Origin of the sequence: Acetobacter oeni, assembly GCF_011516825.1 — a bacterium.
GTDB lineage: Bacteria > Pseudomonadota > Alphaproteobacteria > Acetobacterales > Acetobacteraceae > Acetobacter > Acetobacter oeni.
On sequence record NZ_WOTA01000008.1, the window covers coordinates 21,827 to 46,642 of the forward strand.

The following is a 24,816-nucleotide window of genomic DNA, read 5'->3' on the forward strand; positions in this document are numbered from 1 at the left end:
CTTTTTTCAGATTGCAGCGCGGATCGCGGAGGCGAGCTTTGCCAGGCCTGTTTTCAGATCACCTTTGATATGAACGCGCAGAGCGCGGCGACCGCGTTCAGCGAGGACATCGAAATCGCCACGCGCCTGCGCCGCTTTCACCACACCGAAGCTGTAGCGCTCTCCCGGAACGGGCAGATCGTGCGCGTCATCGGCTGTGATCTGCAGGAACACACCGCTGTCAGGGCCGCCTTTATAGGCCTGCCCGGTTGAGTGCAGGAACCGTGGTCCGAATTCTGCTGCTGTCGCAACGGTTTTTGCGTCCCGGATGGCCAGCCGCGTATGCTGAATCCACTCGATTGTGGCCCGGTCACGCTCGATATAAGCGAGCAGCCCGACATAATCTCCAGCCTTCACGCGGTCGAAATGCGCTTTCAGGATGATCTGCGCGGTTTCTCCCCGGAGAGCCGCCACATTTTTCTTATCCGCGAAGAAGGCAAGATCGCCATCGGTCGCGAACGGCGCTTCCGGCGGGAGGTGTCCGGTTTCGTTATAGGCTGCTGTCAGCTTCTTTGTTTCGATCTTGCTGGCCTCGACATCCGGCTGATCGAACGGATTGATCTTCAGGTAAGCACCGGCAACGGCCGTCGCGATCTCCCAGCGGAAGAACTCCTGCGCGATCTGGCGGCGGTCATGCAGATTGATGGTAACGACCGGCTCACCCGCGTCGATCAGCGTACGGACGGCTTCGTCCTGCTCATGCGAATGCTCGCTGGCCAGACGGAAATAAACGAAGAGACGGTCCTTGCCGTAATGCTTTGGCCCGGCCAGCGTCTCTTCGTCGATGGGAATCAGACCCTTGCCGAGTTTACCAGTGGATTCAGCGATCAACTGTTCCGCCCAGGCGCCGAAATCAGCGACCTGTTTCGTTGCGATGATGGTGATTTTGTCGCGGCCGAATTCCGTCGCGCCGACGCCGAAAACCGTGCCGAGCAGCACGCCCGGGTTGATCGCGGGCGGCACGCTGCTGTCGCAGGCACGAACGCCGTGCAGCGCGTCTTCAAGAAACAGCTTCAGCGGCACGCCGGACGCGGCGGCCGGCACCATGCCGAAATTGGACAGGACGGAATAACGACCGCCGATCTGCTTCTCACCGGAAAAAACTTTCCAGAACCCGTCTTTTTTGGCCAGCGCTTCCAGCTTCGAGCCTGGATCGGTCACGGCGACGAAATGCTGGCCTGCTTTTTCGCCCAGCGCCTTCTTCGCCACATCGAAGAAATACGCGAGCATGATGTTCGGCTCCAGCGTGCTGCCGGATTTCGATGAGACGATGAACAGCGTGTGGGCCGGGTCAATTTTCTTCTCGAATGTCCGGACCTGCTGCGGATCGGTGCTGTCCAGGACATAGAGATGCGCAAAACCTTCGTGTTTTCCGAAGGTTTCCGCAAGGACTTCCGGGCCGAGGCTTGAGCCGCCCATGCCGAGCAGCAGGATCTGCTTAAAGCCGCGCGCTTTCACCTCCGACTGGAAAGCTTCCAGTTCTTTCAGGTGATCATAACGGTCATCGACGATGTCCAGCCATTTCAGCCATTTCGCCTCATCCCTGCCTGTCCAGACGGATGCATCACGCGCCCAGAGCTTGCGGATCGTGCCGGCTTTGCGCCATGTATCGAGGCCTTTTTTCACGGCTTCACCGAAGGCCGCGGGCAGGGCAAGTTTTGTTTCCGGCAGCTTCTTTCCAAGGATAGCGTTTTCCTTGGTGCCCACGGAACCGAGCAGACTATCGAATGCCTCGGCGAAGGATGCGACGCCTTCATCGACGAGTGTGCGGGTGACGCCGTCGAGATCGAGCCCGAGGCGCTTTGCCTCTTTCATGACATGCGCGGCGTCTTCGACGTTTTCGGCCAGGGAGGCGCGGCGTTTGCCGTGATCGCGGTAAGCGTCCAGCGTCGCGGGCGGGATTGTATTGACGGTTTCCGGGCCGATCAGTTCCTCGACGTAAAGCACGTCGCTGTAGGCCTTGTCCTTGGTGCCCGTGGAGGCCCAGAGCAGACGCTGCGGCTGGGCGCCGGCGGCTTTCAGTTTTGCCCAGCGGTCGCTTTTCATCACGCCCAGCCAGTACTGGTAGGCCATTTTCGCGTTGGCGATGGCGACCTTACCGCGAATGGCGGTCAGAGCTTTGCTCTCCGCGTCACCCGCTTTCACACGGCGGTCGATTTCCGCGTCGATCTTGCCATCGATACGGCTGACGAAGAAGGAGGCGACGGAGGCTATGCCTGCGACGGAGTGACCGGCCTTTGCGCGGTCCTCAAGTCCGGAGAGCCAGCCTTCGACGACTTTTTTGTAGGCGTCGAGCGAGAACAGCAATGTGACATTGATGTTGATCCCGTCCGCAATCGACTTTCTGATCGCCGGAACGCCTTCCTCAGTGCCGGGAATCTTGATCATGAGATTGGGTTCGGCGACGGCTTTCCAGAGGCGCGCGGCTTCGTGTTCGGTGGCCTGCGTGTCGCGGGCCAGGTAGGGAGACACTTCGAGGCTGACATAGCCGTCGAGCGCTTTCGTCTCATCGAAAACCGGCTTCAGAAGTTTAGCGACTTCCTGAATGTCGGTGATGGCGAGGCGCTCGTAAAGCTGGCCGGCGGAGACGATGTCATGCGCCAGAATGTCTTTCATCTGTGCGTCGTAATCCGTGCCTTCGCCCATGGCTTTCTGAAAGATCGCGGGATTGGACGTGACGCCTTTTACACCGTCTTCGGTGATGAGTTTCGCCATGGACCCGTCACGCGTATAGCCGCGCCGCACGAAATCCAGCCAGGGAGACTGATCGAACTGTTCAAGATCACGCAGCGGACTTTTTGCAGTGCTCGACGTGGCGTTCATGGCAACTCTCCTCTTTCTCAGCATCAGCAACGATACTGAAACACTTCAATCGAAAAGCTCCGTGCCGCAATGGCACAGGGCGTCATATCAGATGTCAGACACCCGCCTGTTTTTTCGCGGCAGCCACAACCGCGTCGACCGTGAATCCGAATTTCTTCATCAGTTCCGGCGCGGGCGCCGATGAGCCGAAGCCATACATGCCGATCGCCTCGCCGGTCAGACCGACGTAGCGATGCCAGCCAACGGTCGATGCGGCTTCGATCGAAACACGGCCTGTCACGTCCGGCGGCAGGACTTCGTCACGATAGGACTGCGGTTGTTCCTCGAACAGTTCCCAGCAGGGCATGGACACGACACGGGCGGCGATCCCGTCCGCGATGAGTTTTTCGTAAGCCTCGACGGCCAGCCCCAGTTCGCTGCCGGTCGCCATCAGGATGACGGCCGGTTTTTTCCCGCTGTCGCCGAGAATATAGGCGCCTTTCGCGAGACCGCTGGCCGGAGCGTATTTGTCACGGTCGAGCGTGGGCAGGTTCTGGCGGCTCAGTGCCAGCGCGACCGGGCGATCCTTAAACGGGATCAGCGTGCGCCAGGCTTCCGCCACCTCGTTGGCGTCGCCGGGGCGCATGGTGATCATGCCGGGTGTCGCGCGAAGCTGCACGAGTTGCTCGACGGGCTGGTGGGTCGGACCGTCCTCACCCACGCCGACGGAGTCATGCGTGAAAATGAAGATCGACGGGATTTCCATCAGAGCCGAAAGCCGGATCGGGGCCTTCATGTAATCGGAGAAGATCAGGAAGCCGGCGCCGTAGGGACGCAGGCCGGACAATACGATGCCGTTGACGATGGAGCCCATCGCGTGTTCGCGGACACCGAAATGCAGGTTACGTCCCGCGTAGCTGCCGTTCCACTCGGCGGGCTGGAAAGCGCCACCATCTTTAATAAGCGTCTTGGTGGAAGGCGCCAGATCAGCCGCCCCACCCAGGAGCCAGGGTAGTTTTTTCGCGACGGCGTTGAGCACTTCGCCTGAGCTGGCGCGGGAGGCCACGCCTTTCGGGTCGGTCTTGTAGGTCGGGATTTCGGAATCCCAGCCTTCGGGCAGGCCGCCGGAGAGGATCAGTTCGATCTCTTTCGCGAGATCCGGATACTCCTTTTTGTAGGCGGCAAAGAGTTCGTTCCACTTTGCGTGGGCCTCTTTCCCGCGCGCGCCGAGCTTCTCCTGAAAACGCTCCATGACGCCGTCAGGAACGTAGAAGCTTTTATCTTCCGGCCAGCCGTAAGCGCGCTTGGTCTCGCGGATCTCTTCCGCACCGAGCGGCTCGCCGTGCGCGGCGGCGGTGCCTGCCTTGTGCGGGGCGCCCCAGGCGATGATCGAATGAACGAGGATGAAGGTCGGGCGGGTTTTTTCCGCCTTTGCCTGCTCAAGCAGCTTCAGAAAGCCTGCCGTGTCGTTCGCGTCTTTCAGGACGAGAACCTGCCAGCCATAGGCTTCGAAACGCTTCGCCACGTTCTCGGTGAAGGCGATGTCGGTCGAGCCTTCGATGGAGATGCGGTTGGCATCGTAGATCCAGGTAAGGTTGTCAAGCTTCAGATGCGCCGCGGTGGAGGCGGCTTCGCTGGACACGCCCTCCATCATGTCGCCATCGCCACAGATCGTATAGATATGATAGTCGAACAGCGGATAACCGGGCTTATCAAAACGGGCGGACATCCATTTTTGCGCGATGGCCATGCCGACCGAGTTACCGCAACCCTGACCGAGCGGGCCGGTGGTAGTCTCCACGCCGGTTGTATGACGGTATTCCGGATGCCCGGGGGTTTTCGAACTGAGCTGACGAAACTGCTCGAGATCACCGATACTCAGCGAGGGTTTGCCGGTGGGTTTGCCGTCTTTCACGTCGCGGATGCCGCTGAGGAAGATCAGCGAGTAGAGCAGCATGGACGCGTGGCCGACGGAAAGCACGAACCGGTCACGCCCCGGCCAGACAGGATCGGCGGGATCGCAGATCAGGGCGTCCTGCCACAGGGTATAGGCGACAGGGGCGAGGGCCATGGCGGTGCCGGGGTGGCCTGAATTCGCCTTTTGCACCGCGTCCATCGACAGGGTGCGGATCGTGTTGATGGCTGTCCGGTCAATGTCGTTTGACGCTGCGCCACCTGTCTCGGGCGCATGAACCGCTCCGGCGCACCCTGGACCGAACTCACTGGCATGAAGAAAACGCATTACAACCGATTCCTCTGTAACAGGCCTTCAGCGGGTTCCTGTCTTTTCGGGACCGGAAACACCACAGACTTAAAAACTTGGCTTACATTCCCACGGCGCCGATCGACCGGCAAGGCGAGGCGCGAAAACGGGGAATTCGTTTGCTGGCCGCGTGAACACAAGCACATTTGCGGCGGACGGTTGCGCCGATCACGGGCTTGTGAGGTTTTACCGGCCTTCTTCGGCAAGGGCGCGGGCACCGATATCGGTGCGCCACACGGCATCGTCCCATCGGATGGCCTCCACGCCCCGATAAGCGCGGACCAGAGCGTCCCGCAATGTGGGCGCGGTGGCACAGACGGTCAGGACCCGTCCCCCGGACGCGACCAGATCGCCTTTTGCGTTGCGTGCGGTGCCGGCCTGGAACACGCGGACACCGGGAATGGCTTCGGCCTCTTCGAGACCTTCGATGGTGCCACCTTTGATATAGCTGCCCGGATAACCGCGCGCGGCCATGACCACGGCGGCCGAGGCCTCGTCCGAGAAGCTGATCGTCACCTCCGGGAGAGACCCTTTTGCGAGAGCGGTAAGCGCGGGCAGGAGATCGGTGTTCAGGCGCATCAGCAGCGCCTGGGCTTCCGGATCGCCGAAGCGAACATTGTATTCGATCAGTTTCGGGCCGTCGGTGGTGAGCATGAGGCCGGCGAAGATGACACCGTGAAACGGCGTGCCGCGCCGGACCATTTCCTTCAGCATCGGACGGACCATCAGGTCGAGCGCGTGGTCCTGGGCGGCGCGATCGAATCTCGCGGGGGGCGAGATGGCGCCCATGCCACCAGTGTTCGGGCCGGTATCGCCGTCACCGATGCGCTTGTGGTCCTGGGCGGCGCCGATAAGCACGGCGGTTTCGCCGGAGCAGAACGCGAACAGGGAGACCTCCTCGCCGACCAGACATTCTTCAATGACCACCGAGCGCCCGGCGTCGCCCAGTTTATCGGAGGTCATCAGATCGCTGATCGCCGTTTCGGCTTCGGTAACGGTCTGCGCGACGACGACGCCTTTTCCGGCTGCCAGGCCGTCCGCCTTGACCACGATCGGGGCGCCGCGGCGGCGGACCATGGCCATGGCGTGGGCGGGATCGTCGAAGCGTTCCCATCGGGCAGTGGGGATGCCGGCGGCGTCGCAGATTTCTTTTGTGAAGGTTTTGCTGCCTTCCAGAGCGGCGGCGGCCTGTGTCGGGCCGGCGCAGGCGATACCGGCTTCCGCGCAGGCATCGGCGAGGCCGGCGACGAGCGGGGCTTCCGGACCAGGGACGACAAGGTCGATGGCTTCCTGGCGGGCGAATGCGATCAGTGCGGAGACATCGCCGGAGGCGATGGCGACATTGGTGCCGCACAGGGCCGTGCCGGGATTGCCGGGCGCGATAAAGAGCTGTGTGAGGTCCGGCGAAGCGGCCAGGGCCGCTGCCAGGGCGTGTTCGCGTCCACCCGATCCAACCAGCAGAACCCGCATCGTTTCACCCTTTCCGCACTGTCCGGCACAGCGTCGCCATTCTGATGTCGCACCCTGCGCGGGGCTGCCTTTCCGGAGCCTCTTGTTGAGACTGCTGCGTCTGTAGCATAGGGTCAGGCCATGGACGATGCCCCCCCTCCCGCGCCTTTCGGCAATGTTCCCGAATACTCGGTTGCTGAAATCTCCGGCGCGATCAAACGGACGCTTGAAAGCACGTTCGGGCGCATTCGCGTGCGGGGCGAGATCACGGAGTTCAAGCGCTACAGTTCCGGCCATCTTTATTTTTCGCTGAAGGACGAGGGCGGCAAGATTTCCGGTGTGGTCTGGCGCGGCTCCGTCTCGCGGCTCGGACTGGTGCCGGAGAACGGTCTGGAGATCATCGCGACCGGGCGGATTTCCTCTTATGGCGAGCGGTCGAGCTATCAGCTGATCGTCGAGAAGATGGAATATGCCGGCGAGGGCGCGCTGCTGGCGCGGATCGAGCGGCTGCGGTTGCGGCTGATGGAAGAGGGCCTGTTCGACCGCGAGCGGAAGAAGCGGATTCCGCGTCTGCCGAAGGTGGTCGGGATTGTCACCTCGCTCCAGGGCGCGGTGCTGCACGATATTCGCACGACGATTGCGCGGCGGTTTCCCCGGCATCTGCTGATCTGGCCGGTGGCGGTGCAGGGCGAAGGAGCGGCGGCGCAGATCGCGGCGGCCATTCAGGGCTTCAGCCAGCTCGGAGTGTCCGGCCCGGGCGCGTCTCTGCCCCGGCCGGATGTGCTGATCGTGGCGCGGGGCGGCGGCTCGCTGGAAGACCTGATGGCGTTCAACGATGAGAGCGTTCTGCGGGCTGTTGCGGCCTGCCCCATTCCGCTGATTTCGGCTGTCGGGCATGAGACCGACACGACGCTGATCGACTATGTGTCCGATATGCGCGCTCCTACGCCGACGGCGGCGGCGGAGCTGGCCGTGCCGGTGCGCGATGAACTGCTCGCGGATCTTGCACACCGTTCGGCGCGGATGGGAAATGCGCTGACCCGGATCTGGCAGACGGCGCGGCTGCGGCTGGACCGGGCCGCGTCCGGTCTGCCGGATCTGCCGTCGCTTCTCGATACGGCCCGGATGCGGCTGGACGACCGGGCGCACCGGCTGGAACTGGCGTTGCCCGCGCTGCTGGAGCGGCGGCGGACGGCGCTGATGGTAGCCGAGCGGCACATGCCGACGCCGCAGAGTATGATTGCCGAGCGGCGGGCGCGGCTGGCTTTACGGGCGGCGGCGCTCGATGCGGCGGCGGTGGCGGCCCTCCGGGCGACGGAGGCCAGGCTCGGGCGCAGCCGGCTCTCCCCTGCCCCGCTTCAGGCTCTGTGCCGGGAGCGGCAGGCGCGGCTGACGGGTCTGGGCGGGCTGCTTGACTCCGTTTCACCTCAGGCGGTTCTTGAACGTGGCTATGTGCTCGTGAGGGATGCCGCCGGCGAGCCGGTCACACGGGCGAAGAAACTCCCGGCGGGAGCCCGCGTCACGCTTGTATTTGCCGATGGCGACAGGGCCGCGCGTATTGAGGGTCGCAAAGATACACCGCAAGGACACCTGGACCTGTGAAAAAGAATTTTCTGGAGTCGAAGCTCGAGAGCCTGAAAGCCCCGGCGATGGATACGAAGCTCGACCGGCATCCGGCCGCGAAGCTGGTTGTCATCGGGCTGATCGTTCTCGCGGCGCTTGGCATGCTCGTCTATATCGTGACGTCTCTGATCTCGGCCTATCACGCGTCCACGCAACCGGGCGCGATCCGGAACCAGACGCAAAGTCTGGATTGCCGGATGATCTCTTCCGATAAGCCGGGCGGCGATCCGGCACGGTGCGCGACGGACCGACCAACCCGGTAAACAGGTCTGCGTCTGTCTCCGGCTCGCCTGATGCCGGGACACAGCGCCGCCCGGTTTGTATCGGGTGCGACCTGTAACAGGAGCGACCGGTGATCCGGTCCGAAGGTTTTCTTCTTCCGCGCAAAACCCGGAGCTGAACGGCACGTTGCTGTCCTGCTTACGACGGGACACCGCGTGAATTATCCGATGTCTGGCGGCGGGTATGACCTTGTTCTGTCCGCGCCGGGTGGTTTCATATTTCGAAAACGTAACGCTTTGTGTCCCTGAAGACACAGTTATGCCGGATACGCCTGGGACGGCCCGACAACAAATACACATCAACTCATGGTGATGATATTAAACACGGAATTATGTGGTTTGATTAAAAAATCAACCATGAAATTTCGTGGATTATGGAGCCATCACCGTGCCATCACTCATTGCGCCAGCCACGATCTTTGTCCGTGCCCGCCGCAGAAAATCCGTTCTGAGAGGCGGTTTGCGGCACACGTTGCTGGCTGCCTCCATCCTGCCGTTCTCGCCGGTCGTGCAGGCTATGGCCGCCGACGAAACAGGCAGCGCCACGGTGCGGCCGGCTGTCTCCGTCCGGCACCATCGGGTGCCGGTCAGCGCGAAAGCGCGGCCGGCAGCGACCCTCGCGCGGGTGCGGCCGGCGAGCGCGACCGCAGTAAATGCGTCGTCCACTGCCGGTTTGCCGCCGCGCTCCATTGATGCGGCCTCTGACGCCGGCGAGACCGTTATTGTGACCGGCACGCGCGAAACCGGCAAAAAGGCGCGGGACAGCGTAGCGCCGATCGATATTATTTCGGCGAAACAGCTTTCGCAAACCGGGCAGCCGAATGTGCTCCAGGCGCTGGCTCAGGTGCTGCCGTCCCTGACGATTCCGACAGGCGGCTTCGATACCGGCGCTCTGACGCGCTCCTTCAGTCTGCGTGGGCTCAGCCCGAATGAGACCCTTGTTCTGGTGGACGGCAAACGCCGCCACACGACGGCGAATCTTTACGCGGATGGCGGCCCGCAGCAGGGCTCGACACCTGTCGATGTCAGTCTGATTCCGATGTCCGCGATCGACCATGTGGAAATCCTGCGTGACGGTGCGTCCGCGCAGTATGGTTCAGATGCCGTCGCGGGCGTGGTCAATATCATTCTCAAAAAGCAGGATCACGGGTTCAGCGCCCAGTCGATCACCGGCATCAACGCTGCGGAAGACGGTTTTCAGCAGGGCGTGGATCTGGACGGTGGCGCGAAGCTCGGTGATCGCGGCTATGTGCATGTGAGCGGCGAATTTTTCCACCAGGATCACACCTATCGTAGCGCGCCGGATGCCAGAACCGGGACGAAGGTGAACAAGGTGCTCGGGCAGCCGGAAGAGACGCGCGAAAGCGTGGCGGTCAAGGCGGGCTATCACATCACGGAGGATATCGAACTCTACGGGCTTGCCACCTACGCACATCGTCATGCGGAGTCTTTCCAGAATTATCGGCTGGCCAGCTCTCTCGCGAACTATCCGGCCTACGCGGCCATTTACCCGGATGGCTACTCTCCGCTGGAAACCCTGGACGAGAATGACTGGGAGGTCACGGCGGGTGTCAGGGGCATCTTTCGTGGCTGGAACTGGGATCTGTCCTCGGTTTACGGCCGGGATTACGACCAGATCGGTCTGAAGCAGTCCGCCAATCTGGCGCTTTCGACCGCGACGGGCCAGACGCCCACTCGCTTTCCGAACGTGCAGGGATTCAGCAACTCGCAGTGGAGCAACACTTTCGATCTGAGCCGGGCGTTTCACGTTTCGGGCTGGCCGCACAGCATCAACGTGGCCGGCGGTGCGACCTATCGCTATGAGAGCTATTCGGTCGGCACCGGCGAGCCGGATTCGACTTACGGCAGCGGGTCCGACGCTCTGGCCGGTATCAACGCGGGCAATGCCAGCAATTCCAGCCGCGATGTGGTTGGCGGTTATATCGATGTCGCCACGCATCTCATGAAAAACTGGCAGCTCGATCTCGCGGGCCGGTTTGAGCATTACACCGATGTCGGCGATACGGAGACCGGAAAAGTCTCGACCCGTTATGACGCTTTCAAATGGCTGGCTTTCCGCGCCACGATTTCGAACGGCTTTCATGCCCCGACACTGGCGCAGGAGCATTACAGCTCGCTGACTCTGTCCCCCACGGCGGCGCGGGGTCTGATTGCCGCGAACTCCCCCGGCGCGCTGGCAAACGGCGCGTCCCAGCTCAAGCCGGAACGCTCTACCAACGCAACGGGCGGGGTTATCATCGAGCCGGTCAAAAACCTGCACATCACTGCCGACGTGTATCAGATCAATCTGCGCGATCAGATCCTGCCGGGCGGCAACATCACCGGAGACCAGGCGCGTTCCGCGCTGGGGCTGAACGGCTTTACCCTGCCAGCGGGATCGGAGAGCTGGTCGGCTTCCTCGCTGTCCGCGAACTGGTTTGCCAATGTGGCCAGCACGCGCACGCAGGGCGTGGACATTACCGCGACCTACCCGACTCAGCTTGGCAGTATCGGTATCATCAACTGGGATGTTGCGATCAACCTGAACCGGACCCGTCTTTCGCATCAAACCATGAACAGTCAGACCGGCCTGCCGCTGCTGAGTGCCCAGAGCGTGGCCTACATCACCACGGCCTACCCGCGCAGCAAGATGATCTGGGGCGGCCGGTTCACCAGCGGCAAATGGACGGTTGGCGTGCATGAGATCCGTTATGGCCAGACGACCTCCGAGCTGACCTATTATGGCGGCACGGGCAATACGAGTTCGCTGTCCAGCACGATCTTTCGCGAGTTTCGCAACACACCGAAATTCGTCACCAATCTGGACATCACCTACCGGGTGAACCGGAACTGGTCGTTCACGCTCGGCGCGAATAATATCTTCGACGCACGGCCGAGCCGGGTGCCGGACGGCAACCGTTATCTGGGCGCTCCGGAATATTACATGAGCACGTCTCAGCTCGATATGAATGGCGGGTTCTATTATCTGCGGGCCAATCTCACTTTGTGAGAGCGGCTCTGTCCGGCGTGTGTCCACCGTGCAGACAGATGCCGGATGCGGGGAGTTTTGCAGGATTTTATCCGGAGCGGACGATGTATTACCCGGTTGGTCCCGGTTCAGGCAGCTTCCCGCCCTGTCTCCGCACCGCATAATTTGCGCTGATTTTTCTGAAAACGGACCGCGATGACTGCCTGCCCCGATCTTCACTTTTTCTGCGATCCGCTGACGCTCCGTGACCCCGGCGCCAGTTACGGCGTTGCGGCTGGTGGAGACCAGGATCACGCCGCACCTTGCGGGTGATCCGTACGGTGCGGGGACCTCATGCTGGCAAAAAAACATCTCGTCCGCTTTACGGGGCCAGGACGTCTGCGCTCTGTTCTGATTTTTCTGTTTCTGGCAGTGTTTATTCTGGCAGTTTTTCCGGGTCTGCCCGCGGGACAGGTTCGTGCCCGGCCTGATTCCTACATACCGCACGGGGCCTGTGATGCTTTTCCCCGGGCCGATCTTCTGACACCTGACGGGCTGTGTGTCGGCGTCCTCGCCACCGGACTGGGGTTTCCGCGTGGCGTCGCGGTAAAGGACGACACCATTTATATCGCCGATATGGGCGGCTGGCAGCCTGGTCAGGGTCGTCTGCTGGCTCTGGGTCAGAACGGACATGCGGCACCGAGGGTTCTGCTCAGTGGGCTGGATCGCCCCGACGGGCTGGTGTTCGGCGCAGACGGTCAGCTCTATATGGGATTGCCGGGCCATGTCGTGCGCGTCGGCCTCCATCCGGACGGCACGGCGGAGATGCAGCAGGTTCTGACGGGTCTGCCCGTTACAGGACGGAATATTCTGACTGTCATGGCACCAGATCCGCGCGGAGATCTGTATGTCAGTGCCGGGTCTTCCACAAATAACTGCGAATCAGAAACGGGAAAAGCGCCCGATACCACCCGGCGTTGTCCGGAACTGGACGAGCCGGTTCCGCGCGCCGCGATCCTCCGGTTCCGGCCTGGCACCACGACGCAGGCAGCCGGGCGGGGCGATGTGATGGCGACGGGTCTTCGCAATCCGGTGGCAATGACGGTGATGCCGGGGGGCACCCTTCTGGCCGCCGTCAATGCCCGTGACAATATCGACAGTGCCGATCCCGATCTTTCCGGTAATGATCTGCCGCACGATACGTATCACGTCATTCAGCGCGGCCGTGATTACGGCTGGCCCTATTGCTACGATAAAGGACGCGCGGCACCGGAATATCCGGCGCATATCTGTGCGGCCACGACCTGGCCCGATCTGTTATTGCCCGCTCATTCCGCTCCTCTGGGCATGATTTTTTACAACGGGACCACGCTGCCGGGTCTGAGGGATCACGTTCTCATCGCGTATCACGGGTATCGGGATCAGGGTCATCGCGTGGTCAGTCTGGCGATCAGGCCGAACGGGAAGCCTGCCGGAGACCCGCAGCCGCTCGTATGGGGCTGGCAGGATCTCCCGGACGGGGCCGGGCCTGCGGGCTCGCCGGCGGGACTTGCTGTGATGGCGGATGGCAGTGTGCTGATCACGGAGGATCATAACGGGGCATTGCTGCGGCTGGCGGCGGAGCGACCTTCCGGCCGGTAAGCTATCGCGGTGTATGAAAGGCCAGCCGGAAGCAGCAGACCGTGCCGCCGAGACAGGTCAGCAGCAGAACCAGTCCCATTGGCACGGCGCCGGCTGAATGGCTGATCCCGACCAGCGGCGCCGCGATCGCGCCGACAAGGAGGGGCAATGCGCCAAGCAGGCCGCTGGCGCTTCCCGCTCTGTGTCCCTGATGCTCTATGGCGAGCACGAAGGTCGATGTCAGGACAATCCCGATGCAGATCATGTAAAGAAAAATCGCGATGACCAGCAGAGCGAGCGGTCCTCTGATCAGTCCCAGAACGGTAATCAGGACGCTTACCGTCGTTATGGTCAGCACGGCGTAACGCAGGATCTGTCTGATTGAGTCCGGGCCGGAGGCGCGACCGACCAGCCAGCTTCCCGCGACCATCGCCAGTCCGTTTATCCCGAAAAGGATGCTGAAAACCTGCGGGCTGACTCCGTAGAGTGTCTGGTAAATAAACGGCGTGCCCGCGACATATGCGAAACTGCCGCCGTGGATCAGTCCGACCGTCAGGGCGTAACCGGTGAATTCGCGATCGCTGAACAGGCTGTAAAACGTGCCGAGTGTGGTGCGGGACGAATGGACGTGCCGGCGCGACGGATCGAGTGTTTCATGCAGTCTGAGCAGGGTCAGCGCCGATGCGATCAGACCGACAGCGGCGAGAAACAGGAACAGCGTGCGCCAGGTTGCGGACGGGGCGAGAAGGATGGCGCCACCGATCATCGGGGCGACCATGGGCGCGATGGCTGTGATGATCATCAGCCGGGAGAAGAATCGTGCCAGTGCGGTACCGGAAAACACATCGCGGACAATGGCGCGGGACAGGACGAGACCGGCCGAAGCGGTCAGTCCCTGCATGAAGCGGGCGATGATGAAGGTGCCGATCCCCGGCGCGGCGGCACAGAACAGCGATGACAGGGTGAACAGGCCCATCGCGATAACCAGCGGTCCCTTACGGCCTTTGGCGTCACTGAAGGGGCCGACGGCCAGTTGTCCGGCGGCAAGACCGAGCAGCGCGCCGGTCAGACTGAACTGGACGGCAGTCTGACCAGCGTGAAAATCATGCGCGATGCCCGGAAAACCAGGCAGATAAAGGTCGATATTGAGCGGGCCTAGACAGGCCAGCAGACAGAGGATGAGAAAGAGATCGCGTCTGGTGGCTGGCGGGGCTGTCGGAACGGTGTGCATTGGCCGGCACTCTGAAAGGACCGGCGCGGGGAGCGGCGGCGGCTGGTCTGTTCACCTGGAAAGCAGACCGGACGCAAGCGGAAAGTTGTCCGGACGAGACCGGTCCGGCCTCAGGCGGCCCAGCCCTGAATCTCCGACCGGGCCAGCGTCTCCAGGAGGTCGATTGCTTCCCGACTGCCGTTCAGACAGGGGATGAGGGTAAGCTCCTCCCCTCCGGCCGCGAGAAACTCGCTACGCACTTCGTTGCCGATTTCATCGAGTGTTTCGATGCAGTCCGCCATGAAGCCCGGCATGATGACCGCGATCCGCTTAACGCCCTTCTCGGGCAGACCGGCGATGAACGGGGCTGTGTACGGCTCCAGCCATTTCGCCGGCCCGAAACGTGACTGGAAGGTCAGCGGCATATCCTGTTCTGTCATGCCCATGGCTGTCCGCAGTGCAGCGACAGTCCGCTCGCAGTCCTGACGATACGGGTCGCCTTTGGCGACGTATTCGTTCGGCAGGCCGTGAAACGATGTGACGATCATTTGTGGCGGGGCGGACAGAGAAGACAGCGCCTGCCGTGCAGTCTCCGCGAGCGCCCTGATATAGGCGGGATGATCGGCGAAGGCGGGCAGCGTGCGGACAGCGGGCTGACGTCGCAGTTTCATCAGAAAGCGAAAGAGCTGATCGTTCGCGGTGGCGGTCGTTGTCGCGCTGTACTGAGGATAGAGCGGCATGAACAGGATACGGTCGCAGCCTGCGGTCATCAGTTCCCCGACCGCCTGCGCAACGGAGGGTTTTCCATAGCGCATGCCCCAGACGACGCTGATGTTTTCGGCGCTGAATCGTTTTGCCAACTGGTCGGACTGCTCGCGTGTCCAGGTGCGGAGCGGACTCTCGTTGCGATCCGTGTTCCAGATCCGGCGATAGGCCGCGCCGCTTTTGCGAGGGCGCACTGTGAGCACCACGCCCTGCAGGATGGGCTGCCACACCGCAGGCGATGCCTCTATGACACGCTGGTCGGACAGGAACTCGGACAGATACCGGCGCACGCCGGAAAAACCGGTGTCGTCAGGAGTTCCGAGATTGGCCAGGAGAATACCGACGCGGCCCTGTCCCATGGGGGCAGGCTCTGATGCGCCTGAAATATGCAGGAAGCTCATGCCGTCCTGCTTACAGGATTCGTATCACCCGTAAAATCCGGTGAATGGCCCGCCCGGGGAAATGGTCTGCCGCCAGCCGGGGTCAGATGGAAAAAATTTTGCGTCTGTGTCAGCGCTGGCGTATGCGCACCGGAACATATCGCGGCGCAGCGCGGCGCGCGGATAAATGCCCCAGGAACACGGTTATTCCGGCCACGACGGCCAGAAGCCCCGTTTCGACAATATTCAGGTGCGGCACGTATGACGCGATGTCGTTGAAGAAAGACACTTCGCAGCTCCCACGTTTCAGCACACAACCGCGCATGACGCACGATGGCAGGCTGTTCGCTTTTGAGTAGGGCACGCCGCATCAAGGGATGCAAGCCTGAAATCATACAGGACGGCGGCTGGCCACCACGGTTAACTGAGGGTGGTCGTTCAGGGCGGGCAGAACGAGGTGGCTGCTTTCACCGGGTGACAGGGCGCCGAGCTGCGTCAGGAACGGGCTTATCAGATCCAGCGGATAAGTGCGGCCGGCCATCAGGACGGAAAGTCCTGTTTCCGGTTGCGGCGCCGGAATTTGCAGCCCGCTGCTTTTATCACGCAGGGAAATGCCATTCCCGGGGAAAAAAATCCGGGCGGTCCGGGCCGGGATCGGCGCATAACATTCCCATCCCTCGTGACGGCTGCGATCGAACTGCACTTCGCCGTCGGGCTGACTTGAGAAAAAGCAATTCCGTGAATCGACGTAAGGACCGGTCCGATCCGTGATTTTCAGCGCGATTGCGGCACCTTTCAGCGTGACCGGTTCAATCTGCGGCAGGGGCATCGGCGCTGTTGTCCGTTTCACCAGCACGAAAGGGACGTCGGCACGTTGCGGATCAATGTCGAGGATCAGGCCGGGCTTTCCGTCCGGGCACGTGTCGGGTGCCAGAGCGACGATGCGATCATGGTGAGGATCATTGTGCAGGAACCGGCCGAAATAATCCATCAGCCAGATTTCACGATCGGAGTTCTGTTCCTGCCTCAAGCACCTTCTCCCTCTGTCAGTTTTACATTCCGCATGGTCCCTGATTTTTTTGATGGCGGATCGCCATCCCGGCCGGCGGCGCCGATAAAATCCAGCCCTGTCTCCACGCATTTCCTCATAAGCGACGAGAGTGCATTTTTCTGAAGCTCGTCGGCCCGCACCAGGAAACCATCACGGTCGTCGGGATTGGGCATGACGGGGAGTCTTGCCGCGTACACCGCAACAGAAAGCGAGAAATGGGTGAAAACGTGTTTAATTTCTCCCGCGGCTTCCCATCTGATCCGTCCGGTTTTTCCGGCGGGCCGGTCAGAGAACGGGGCATGGATGAACGCGTCTTCCCGGTTCCATAGAGCGCACAGCCATTCTGTTCCCGGCAGTTCAACCGTTCCGCCGAGCAGACCTGATGGCGGGCGTTTCCGCATCAGAAGCCGTCCTGCGTCGTCGATGAGAAGAAAATGGACGCCGTAGCGGGCCGGGCGGTCGCCTTTGGGCGCGCGACGCGGCAGCAGGGCCTGGATGCCGGATTTTTGCGCCGCGCAACCGCCCTGCCAGGGACACAGGACGCAGGCCGGGGAACGCGGCGTGCAGATACCGGCGCCAAGATCGAAAAGGGCCTGCGCGAAATCGGACGGGCGGGCCTGCGCGGCTTTTTCACGGTTGAGGGTCGCGGCCTGCGTGGCCAGCAGCTTTCGGGAACCGGGCAGCGGGGCTTCGATGGCGAAGACGCGCGCGGTAACTCGCTCGACATTGCCGTCCACGGGGATGACAGGAATCCCGAAGGCAATCGCCGCGATGGCAGCCGCCGTATAGGGGCCGATCCCCGGGAGGGCTCGCAGGCTTTCGACATCCCGGGGAAAGCCGCCGTTTTCGGCGACGATCCCGGCACAGCGATGCAGATTCCGGGCGCGGGAGTAATAGCCCAGGCCGGCCCAGAGCACCAGGACGTCATCGACCGGAGCAGCCGCGAGGGCTTCAAGGGTCGGGAAGCGCTCAAGGAATCTCTGATAATACGGGATGACGGCGGTGACCGTTGTCTGTTGCAGCATGATTTCGCTGATCCAGACGTGATAAGGGTCAGCCGGATGGCCTGGCAGCGCGCGCCAGGGGAGCGCGCGGCGGTTCCGGTCGTACCAAGTGAGAAGCGCGGTTGAACTTAAGGTCACAGGAGCGTGTTATGAAAGCCACGAAGAAAGTCGGCAAGGGTGACGCGGTGAAAACGGAGCCTCCGAAGCGTGCTTTCACGGCCCGCAGTCTGTCGGCGCTTCTTCCTGCTGTCACGCGGCCTGCGTTCCGGAAGCGGTCCCCGGCGACGGTGACGCTGTTTCTGGAGTGGGGCAGTATCGTCGGGCCGGCCTATGCGTCCCGCACGCTGCCGAAGAAGCTCACGGCCGGGATGCTGACCATTGCCTGCCGGGGACCGGTTGCGATGGAATTGCAGCACATGCAGGCCGGTCTGATCGACCGGATCAATACATGGTGCGGTCCGAACACTGTCGTACGGCTCCGGCTGACGCAGGATTTTCAGGCTCCGGCGGACTCGGGCAGGACAAAACGGGTAAAACCGGCAGCGGTTGCCCCGGTGTCTCTGCCGGACATGCCCGAGGGACCATTACGGAGCGCGCTTGAGGCGCTGGGGAGCCGGATCAGCGAACGCGGCGGGCGACGACGGTGAAGGCGGCCCGGTGCCGAGGCATCGGGTTCAAGAGATCTTCCCGAAACGCATGGCAGGCATACAGATAATGTCGAATTTTTGACATTGCCGGACATGAAAAAGCCAGAGATGACACGCAACTTTTCCGACCGGGAACTATTTTACGGTTTGGTCATGGAGACATGCGAGATCAGCACGCTTTCAGGACCCGGCGCAGGCCGATTCGTGTAGCCGGTTGTGCCGGCGGGAGTAGATGATGGATTATGATGTGGCTGAATTGCCGGTTTCCGGGCAGTCGGCCGAGGCTGTGTCGGCACAGGATCCGCTTGTGCGGTCCGATCTCGATTTTCTGGCGCGCTGGGAGCACATGTCGCCCCGCGATACCGGAGCGATGCTTCGGGCGAGCCTTTTGCGGCGGACGAGTCCTCATCTGGTGCGGAAGGCCGGGGAGCCGGATGATGCCGGTCGTCAGGATGGCATGGAAGCAGCGAGGTCCGGCACCAGCAGCCAGGGTCAGTGATCTGTCTGCATCCCGGCTTTCTCTGAAAACACTCCGGCCAGCCAGGGTGAAATCCCGTCGTTCCCGTGCTGTCAGTTCTCTTTCCGGTAAGGCGAGAACGCGAGCAGGGCTTCGGCATCAGCCATCACCGCAGGCCGTTCCTCTTCGAGAAATGTCGCCACGGCATTGCGAAACCCGGTATTTCTGATGAAATGCGCTGAGAATGTCAGCGCGGGAAGATAGCCCCGCTGGATTTTATGTTCGCCCTGCGCTCCTGCCTCGACGCGGGCCAGGCCGTGTTCGATAGCGAAATCGATGGCGCGATAATAGCACAGTTCGAAGTGCAGGAACGGCCATTCTCCCACACAGCCCCAGTTCCGGCCATACAGCGTATCGCCACCGAGAAGATTGAGGGCGCCTGCGACGGGTGTGCCATGATGTTCAGCGACCATGAGGACGACTTTGTCGCCCAGTCTTTCCGACAGCAGAGAGAAGAACGGGCGGGTCAGGTAGGCCTGACCCCATTTTCGGTCGACTGTCGCGTGGTAAAATCTGAAAAAAGCATCCCACAGAGCTTCGGTGATTTCCCGGCCTCGATAAGTCCTGTAGTCAAGGCCGCAGGCATTGGCATCGCGGCGCTCACGCCGGAGCACCTTACGTTTGCGGGAGGAGAGCGCCTCCAGGAACGCATCGAAGCTGTCATAGCCGTGATTATGCCAGTGATACTGCATCCCGAGGCGCGGCAGCCAGCCCCGGTCGGAAAGACTTTCATACTCCTGGCTGGTGCAGAACGTGACGTGAGCAGAGGACAGGTCGAGTTGCTCGCAGACCTGCGCCAGAGCCTGAATCAGGGCGCCCCGGGTGTCGGCGGGTGCATCGGGACGGACCAGCAGTCTCGCGCCCGGAACCGGGGAGAACGGGACGGCAATCTGGAGTTTCGGATAGTAGGTGCCGCCCGCATTTTCGAATGCCTGTGCCCAGCCACGGTCGAAGACATATTCGCCGTAGGAGTGGGACTTCAGATAGGCCGGTGCAACCGCGACGATCCGACTGTCGGAATCGCGCAGTTCGACATATTGCGGCAGCCAGCCGGTGCGGGGCGTGGCCGACCCGCTGTCTTCGACGGCTGAGAGAAAGGCGTGACTAATGAACGGATTGTCTGCTCCCGCGCAGGCATCCCAGTCTTCGACCGGGATATCGGCAATTTTCGTATGAAGCGAGACCGCCCATCCGGACATCAGCTGACCTCGAACATCCCTTCGACTTCGACTGGCGCATCGAGGGGCAAAGACGGGACGCCGACAGTGGAGCGGGCATGGCGACCGGCATCACCGAAGACATCGACGGCGAGATCGGATGCGCCATTCATGACCGTGGCGTGCGCGGTGAATTCGGGCGTGCAGGCGATGAAGCCGCCCAGACGGACGACACGAGTAACTTTCGAGAGGTCGCCCACGGCTGTTTTCAGCTGTGCGAGGAGATTGATCAGGCAGTAGCGGGCGGCTTCCGTGCCGGTTTCCAGCGCAACCGCGTCACCGAGTTTACCGGTGGCGAGGAGCTTGCCATCTTTCAGGGGAAGCTGGCCGGAGATGACGATGAGTGAGCCGGATCGGGTCCAGGGAAGGTAATTGGCGACGGGCGTTGCCGGTGTCGGCAGAGTGATCCCGAGGGAAGCGAGGCGGGATTCCGGGGTTTCGGACATCGGTCGATCCTTGAGTCAGATGAGCGGAAATGAGGGAACAGGGTGCCTGCCTGGGTGGTTCGGGGCAAGGGTGAAGCAGGATTTTCTGCCGGGGATTCCGGCCCGTTTTTGCAGCGAGAACGTGTCGGATTCCGGATGAGGCAACAGCCGGGCGTACGTGAAGTTTTCCGTAGCAGAGGCAGACATGGAAAATGGTCTCTGCGATCCGCAGGGATGCCTGAAGCGAAAGAGCCGTTCGTCCAGGCCAATGATAACCCGTCCTGCCGGCTGGTGATGTCTGTCTGGCGAGATCCGGACTATGTCTTTATCTGCTGTCGGATAAGAAACTTACGGTGAGACGAGAGCGCCGAGACGACGACCGCCGAGAAGATGGACGTGGAAATGCGGGACTTCCTGGCCGGAATCGGGGCCGACATTGCTGATCAGGCGGTAACCGGGTTCGTCGAGACCAAGAGCTGTGGCGACGTGGCCAACGGTGCGGGTAAAGCCGGTTATTTCATCCTCTGAAGCCCTGGCGCTGAAGTCCACGAAGGACACGTAAGGCTTTTTGGGAATGACGAGAACGTGGACCGGGGCTTTCGAGCCGATATCGTGGAAGGCAAGAGCCCATTCGTTTTCGAAGACTTTTTTGCAGGGGATTTCCCCGCGCAGAATTTTCGCGAAAATGTTTTCGGGATCGTATGCGCTCACCGCCATTGTCTGCTCCTGAATGATTTTTAACTCAGGGCGAAGGGAGGATCGGAAACCTACTGCCCTGACAAATAATTTTCTCAGCTTTTATGACGCGGCCGGGAGGCTTTTTCAGCGATACCGCTTATGCCCTGCCGCCGCTCCAGCTCGGCCCAGACCTGCGCGGGGGTGACGTCGGCATCCACCCACAAAACGATAAGATGATAGAGAACATCAGCACTTTCTCCAACCAGCTCATGTTGGCGTCCGGCAACGGCCTCGATGAGACATTCGACGGCTTCCTCGCCGAATTTCTGGGCGATCTTTCCGGTGCCACGGGACAGGAGGCGGGCTGAATGACTGAGGGAGGGGTCCGTACCGCGACGACTGGTGACGACATCGAACAGACGGTCAAGAATTGAGGCGTTTACGTTCTCTTCAGGGATGGGTGCGACCGGGTGTGTCGCCGCGCTCTTTTTACCCGCCGGTTTCTGCGCGGCGGCTTTCTCTGTTTTTTTCGATTTCCCGGCGGCTTTACCCTGGACGGGCTTGCCTGTTTCGGCGGAGGACTTTTTCGTGGAGGTGCTGGGCATGGTCAATCCGGTCAGAGGCGGGGCAGGACATCAGATATCATAAGTCAGGAGACCGGACGAACCGGCAGGCCGGCGGCGGCGAGAGCGTGTTTCACTTCCGGCACGGTAAACTGGCCGAAGTGAAACACGCTCGCGGCCAGAAGGCCAGTGGCGCCGGCCCGGGCGCCTTCGACGAAGTGCTCCAGGGTGCCAACGCCGCCGGAGGCGATGACGGGCAGACGGACGGCGGCGTTGACGGCACGCAGGAGATCGAGATCGAAGCCGGACCGGGTGCCATCGCGGTCCATGGAAGTGAGGAGAATTTCGCCGGCGCCGCGTTCCGCGACGTTGCGGCACCAGTCGAGCACGTCGATGCCGGTGGGAGTCCGGCCTCCGTGCGTGAAGACTTCCCATCCGCCTTTACCGTCCGAGCGGGCATCCACGCCAACGACGACGCACTGGCTGCCGAATTTACCGGCGGCTTCATTGATCAGTTCGGGGCGCTTCACGGCGGCGGAGTTCATGGCACATTTATCCGCGCCGGCGAGCAGAAGACGCCGCATATCAGCGGTTGTGCGGACGCCGCCGCCGACGGTGAGTGGCAGGAATATCCGCTCGGCGGTGCGGCTGACCACATCCAGTATAGTGTCGCGATTTTCGTGGCTGGCGGTGATGTCAAGAAAAGTGAGTTCGTCGGCTCCGGCAGCATCATAGACGGCGGCCTGTTCAACGGGATCACCGGCGTCGCGCAGGGAGACGAAGTTGACGCCTTTCACCACGCGGCCGTTTTTCACGTCCAGGCACGGGATCACCCTGAGTTTCAGCATCAGGCCAGAACCCTGAGCGCATCGGCGGGGGAGATTCGGCCGTCGTAAAGGGCGCGACCGACAACGACGCCTTCGATACCGGCCACATCATCCGCGACCTGCTTCAGGGCGACGAGATGATCGAGTGAGCCGACGCCGCCGCTGGCGATGACGGGGACGGAGACGGTTTGCGCGAGTTGAGCGGTTTGCGCGAGGTCAAGCCCTTCGAGCATGCCGTCCCGGGTGATTTCAGTGAAGATGATTGCGGCCACGCCGGCGTCCTGCATCCGGAGGCCCAGTTCGGTGGCCTGCATATCGGAGACTTCAGCCCAGCCTTCTGTCGCGACATGGCCTTGCCGGGCATCGATCCCCGCGACGATGCGGCCGGGGAAAGCGCGGCAGGCCTCGCGCACGAGTTCGGGGTTCTTCACGGCGACGGAGCCGAGGATAACCCGACTGACGCCGGCTTCGAGCCAGGCGGCGATGCCGTCCATATCGCGCAGGCCGCCGCCGAGCTGGACGGGGACTGTCGCGTTGGCAACGATCTGGCGGACGGCTTCCGTATTGGCCGATCGCCCCGCGAAGGCGCCGTTGAGATCGACGACGTGGAGGCGCCGGAATCCGGCCCCGCACCAGGCGCGGGCCTGGGCGCCGGGATCGTTGGAATAGACGGTGGCATCGTCCATTTCCCCCCGGCGGAGGCGCACGCAGGCGCCATCCTTGAGGTCGATCGCCGGATAAAGGGTCAGGGAGCGGGTGGTCCGGGACGGGGCAGTCTGGGATTCGGGCATGGTTTCCGGGTCTTTGTTCTCGGGTCGCGTGTCCGGCGCGTAATGCGTAATGCGACTCTGGTCCTGGAGACGTCTGACGAAATACAGGCCGCGCCGGATGTGGCCATCCACAAGCGCGTAAGCCGGATGGGTACCCCACAGTTCGAAGCCCCGGCTTCGGAACAGGGCGATTGCGGCGGCCTGGCTTTCGCGGACATCGAGATTGAGGAACTGATAGCCCATAGCGCGGGCGCATTGCAGAATTTCGTCAAGCAGGAGACGTCCGAGGCCGAGCCTGCGGGCGTAGGGCGCGACATGGAAGTGCATGAGGCTGGCGTTCATCGCCTGGGCCTCATTATTGCGCGGCGGACGAACGAGCTGGGCGGAGCCGACGATAGTGCCGTTTTGCCGGACGACGAAGAGGGTTCGCTCGGGAACAAGCATGACGCCGCGGAAGTAGCGCTCCAGCGCGGTGCGGCCCTGCGGTCTGACCCAGCCGAAGCCGCCGCCGTCGAGAATGGCGGCATCCGTGGCTTCGCACAGGGCGTGGATGTCGTCCTCTGTGAGAGACTGCACACGTTCGGAGGTGAGATCGGCGGCGCTGCTGTCGGGTGTGAAATTCATGTGTCTTCCCCTGCCCTTTCAGGCTTCCAGCGGAGGAAGTTCGCCAGGATGCGCAGACCGGTGGCCTGACTTTTTTCGACGTGAAACTGGGTGCCGGCCCGGTTGTCCCGGACTACGATGGCCGGGACCGGGCCACCGTAATCCGTTGTGGCCACCAGTTCATCGGGGCTGGCGCCGGACAGGGCGTAGGAATGGACGAAATAACCGTGAGGGTGTGATCCCAGCCCTTCCGTCAGCGGATGCGGGCGGGAGAAAACGAGTTCATTCCAGCCCATTTGCGGCAGACGAAGACCGGGAACATCCATCGGCGCGATCTCGCCGCTGACCCAGCCAAAGCCCGGGGTTGTGCCGTGTTCGAGGCCGCGTTCGGCCATGAGTTGCATGCCGACGCAGATGCCGAGAAACGGTGTGCCGCCTGCGGCGGCCGCATCGATGGCTTCGCGCAGGCCAGGCACGGCGGCGAGGCCCCGGGCGCAGTCGGCGAAGGCGCCCTGCCCCGGCAGGACGATCCGGTCGGCGGCAAGGACGGCGGCAGGATCGTTTGTGATGGTGACCGAAACGGGCAGGCCCGCGAGTTCCGCCGCGCGTTCCAGCGCCCGGGCGGCGGAGGCCAGATTACCGCCGTCGTAATCGATGACGACGACCGACTGCATGGTGATGTCGCTGCGTAGGGCCTGACTGCTCAAAACACGGTTCCGCCAGCCGGGCGACCGTAAGCAGCGGCAAACGGGTCGGGCACGCCGCTATGGCCTGTCGGGGAAACCGGAGCGGCACCCGTGCCGGTGCTGCGGCCGGTCTGATCCATGTAGCGCAGAAGGGCGGCGGCGGCGTTCGGTCCTGCGACGACGCCATCCGGGGTGAAACCGTGCACCTTCATCTCCCATTCGATCAGCTCATCGGCAAATACGGCGAGCGCCAGACGGCCGGAGGCAACGACGGGCAGCCACAGCCATGTTCCTGACACGGCGCCCACCGCGAGTATCAGCAGGGCGCCGGCCACCATTCCGACGACACGCCCTCCGAGAGCGGCTAGTCCGATCCAGCCGAAGAACAGCACGAGCCAGGCAGTGTGCTGACGCACCAGCACGGGCAG

The 24,816-nt window shown here is 62.3% G+C and carries 22 protein-coding genes; 6 read left to right on the plus strand and 16 right to left on the minus strand.

Annotated elements, in window-relative coordinates:
• Window positions 1-6 precede the first annotated feature (6 nt).
• From GOB90_RS07030 to purD, 3 genes are all read right to left on the minus strand, one after another.
• Window positions 7-2,862 (minus strand): bifunctional transaldolase/phosoglucose isomerase, encoded by a 2,856-nt coding sequence (locus GOB90_RS07030; RefSeq protein WP_146891485.1) that lies wholly within the window; start codon window positions 2,860-2,862, stop codon window positions 7-9.
• A 94-nt stretch (window positions 2,863-2,956) separates the two neighbouring features.
• Complete coding sequence (gene tkt, locus GOB90_RS07035) at window positions 2,957-5,083, minus strand: transketolase (protein WP_146891488.1); 2,127 nt, start codon at window positions 5,081-5,083, stop codon at window positions 2,957-2,959.
• A 207-nt stretch (window positions 5,084-5,290) separates the two neighbouring features.
• Complete coding sequence (gene purD / locus GOB90_RS07040) at window positions 5,291-6,574, minus strand: phosphoribosylamine--glycine ligase (protein WP_146891491.1); 1,284 nt, start codon at window positions 6,572-6,574, stop codon at window positions 5,291-5,293.
• Between the two features lie 120 nt (window positions 6,575-6,694).
• Between purD and xseA the strand changes: the two genes are divergently transcribed.
• The 4 genes from xseA (at window position 6,695) to GOB90_RS07060 (ending at window position 13,066) form a co-directional block, all read left to right on the plus strand.
• A complete protein-coding gene (gene xseA / locus GOB90_RS07045) occupies window positions 6,695-8,155 on the plus strand; it encodes an exodeoxyribonuclease VII large subunit (RefSeq protein ID WP_173571973.1) in 1,461 nt (486 codons plus the stop codon).
• The gene (locus GOB90_RS07050; protein WP_146886937.1) at window positions 8,152-8,439 is read left to right on the plus strand and encodes a hypothetical protein; all 288 of its coding nucleotides are present in this window, start codon (window positions 8,152-8,154) and stop codon (window positions 8,437-8,439) included. Before xseA ends, GOB90_RS07050 begins: the two co-directional genes overlap by 4 nt.
• 535 nt (window positions 8,440-8,974) lie before the next feature.
• Window positions 8,975-11,467: a TonB-dependent receptor plug domain-containing protein gene (locus GOB90_RS07055; protein ID WP_242011867.1), complete on the plus strand. Its 2,493-nt coding sequence runs from the start codon at window positions 8,975-8,977 to the stop codon at window positions 11,465-11,467.
• A gap of 312 nt (window positions 11,468-11,779) precedes the next feature.
• On the plus strand, window positions 11,780-13,066 hold the full coding sequence (locus GOB90_RS07060; RefSeq protein WP_146886939.1) for a PQQ-dependent sugar dehydrogenase: 1,287 nt from the start codon (window positions 11,780-11,782) through the stop codon (window positions 13,064-13,066).
• A 1-nt stretch (window position 13,067) separates the two neighbouring features.
• Here the strand turns inward: GOB90_RS07060 and GOB90_RS07065 are convergent, their stop codons facing one another.
• The 5 genes from GOB90_RS07065 to mutY form a co-directional block, all read right to left on the minus strand.
• Window positions 13,068-14,276: a Bcr/CflA family efflux MFS transporter gene (locus GOB90_RS07065; protein WP_146886941.1), complete on the minus strand. Its 1,209-nt coding sequence runs from the start codon at window positions 14,274-14,276 to the stop codon at window positions 13,068-13,070.
• A 110-nt stretch (window positions 14,277-14,386) separates the two neighbouring features.
• Window positions 14,387-15,421: a ferrochelatase gene (gene hemH / locus GOB90_RS07070; protein ID WP_146886943.1), complete on the minus strand. Its 1,035-nt coding sequence runs from the start codon at window positions 15,419-15,421 to the stop codon at window positions 14,387-14,389.
• Window positions 15,422-15,530: 109 nt separating this feature from the next.
• On the minus strand, window positions 15,531-15,689 hold the full coding sequence (locus tag GOB90_RS07075; RefSeq protein ID WP_173571974.1) for a hypothetical protein: 159 nt from the start codon (window positions 15,687-15,689) through the stop codon (window positions 15,531-15,533).
• Between the two features lie 102 nt (window positions 15,690-15,791).
• Window positions 15,792-16,430 carry a hypothetical protein gene (locus GOB90_RS07080; protein WP_242011862.1) on the minus strand — a complete coding sequence of 213 codons (639 nt, stop codon included), beginning with the start codon at window positions 16,428-16,430 and terminating at the stop codon, window positions 15,792-15,794.
• Window positions 16,427-17,593 carry an A/G-specific adenine glycosylase gene (gene mutY, locus GOB90_RS07085; RefSeq protein ID WP_146886945.1) on the minus strand — a complete coding sequence of 389 codons (1,167 nt, stop codon included), beginning with the start codon at window positions 17,591-17,593 and terminating at the stop codon, window positions 16,427-16,429. The genes GOB90_RS07080 and mutY overlap by 4 nt, the downstream gene beginning before the upstream one ends.
• A gap of 11 nt (window positions 17,594-17,604) precedes the next feature.
• Between mutY and GOB90_RS07090 the strand changes: the two genes are divergently transcribed.
• Together GOB90_RS07090 and GOB90_RS07095 are read left to right on the plus strand one after the other, a co-directional pair.
• Window positions 17,605-18,102 (plus strand): DciA family protein, encoded by a 498-nt coding sequence (locus GOB90_RS07090; RefSeq protein ID WP_146886947.1) that lies wholly within the window; start codon window positions 17,605-17,607, stop codon window positions 18,100-18,102.
• A 232-nt stretch (window positions 18,103-18,334) separates the two neighbouring features.
• A complete protein-coding gene (locus GOB90_RS07095) occupies window positions 18,335-18,601 on the plus strand; it encodes a hypothetical protein (RefSeq protein WP_146886949.1) in 267 nt (88 codons plus the stop codon).
• 71 nt (window positions 18,602-18,672) lie between these two features.
• Here the strand turns inward: GOB90_RS07095 and GOB90_RS07100 are convergent, their stop codons facing one another.
• The 8 genes from GOB90_RS07100 to GOB90_RS07135 form a co-directional block, all read right to left on the minus strand.
• Window positions 18,673-19,818: a GNAT family N-acetyltransferase gene (locus GOB90_RS07100; protein WP_146886951.1), complete on the minus strand. Its 1,146-nt coding sequence runs from the start codon at window positions 19,816-19,818 to the stop codon at window positions 18,673-18,675.
• Window positions 19,818-20,282 (minus strand): RidA family protein, encoded by a 465-nt coding sequence (locus GOB90_RS07105; protein ID WP_146886953.1) that lies wholly within the window; start codon window positions 20,280-20,282, stop codon window positions 19,818-19,820. Before GOB90_RS07105 ends, GOB90_RS07100 begins: the two co-directional genes overlap by 1 nt.
• A gap of 327 nt (window positions 20,283-20,609) precedes the next feature.
• Window positions 20,610-20,978: a histidine triad nucleotide-binding protein gene (locus tag GOB90_RS07110; protein WP_146886955.1), complete on the minus strand. Its 369-nt coding sequence runs from the start codon at window positions 20,976-20,978 to the stop codon at window positions 20,610-20,612.
• A 74-nt stretch (window positions 20,979-21,052) separates the two neighbouring features.
• On the minus strand, window positions 21,053-21,544 hold the full coding sequence (locus GOB90_RS07115) for a phosphoribosyl-ATP diphosphatase (protein WP_146886957.1): 492 nt from the start codon (window positions 21,542-21,544) through the stop codon (window positions 21,053-21,055).
• A gap of 44 nt (window positions 21,545-21,588) precedes the next feature.
• Window positions 21,589-22,350, minus strand: coding sequence for an imidazole glycerol phosphate synthase subunit HisF (gene hisF, locus GOB90_RS07120; RefSeq protein WP_146886959.1), 762 nt, complete (start codon window positions 22,348-22,350; stop codon window positions 21,589-21,591).
• The gene (gene hisA, locus GOB90_RS07125; RefSeq protein WP_146886961.1) at window positions 22,350-23,723 is read right to left on the minus strand and encodes a 1-(5-phosphoribosyl)-5-[(5-phosphoribosylamino)methylideneamino]imidazole-4-carboxamide isomerase; all 1,374 of its coding nucleotides are present in this window, start codon (window positions 23,721-23,723) and stop codon (window positions 22,350-22,352) included. The genes hisF and hisA overlap by 1 nt, the downstream gene beginning before the upstream one ends.
• A complete protein-coding gene (hisH, locus tag GOB90_RS07130) occupies window positions 23,720-24,376 on the minus strand; it encodes an imidazole glycerol phosphate synthase subunit HisH (RefSeq protein ID WP_146887103.1) in 657 nt (218 codons plus the stop codon). The genes hisA and hisH overlap by 4 nt, the downstream gene beginning before the upstream one ends.
• A 29-nt stretch (window positions 24,377-24,405) precedes the next feature.
• Complete coding sequence (locus GOB90_RS07135; protein ID WP_146886963.1) at window positions 24,406-24,804, minus strand: hypothetical protein; 399 nt, start codon at window positions 24,802-24,804, stop codon at window positions 24,406-24,408.
• Window positions 24,805-24,816: the final 12 nt, after the last annotated feature.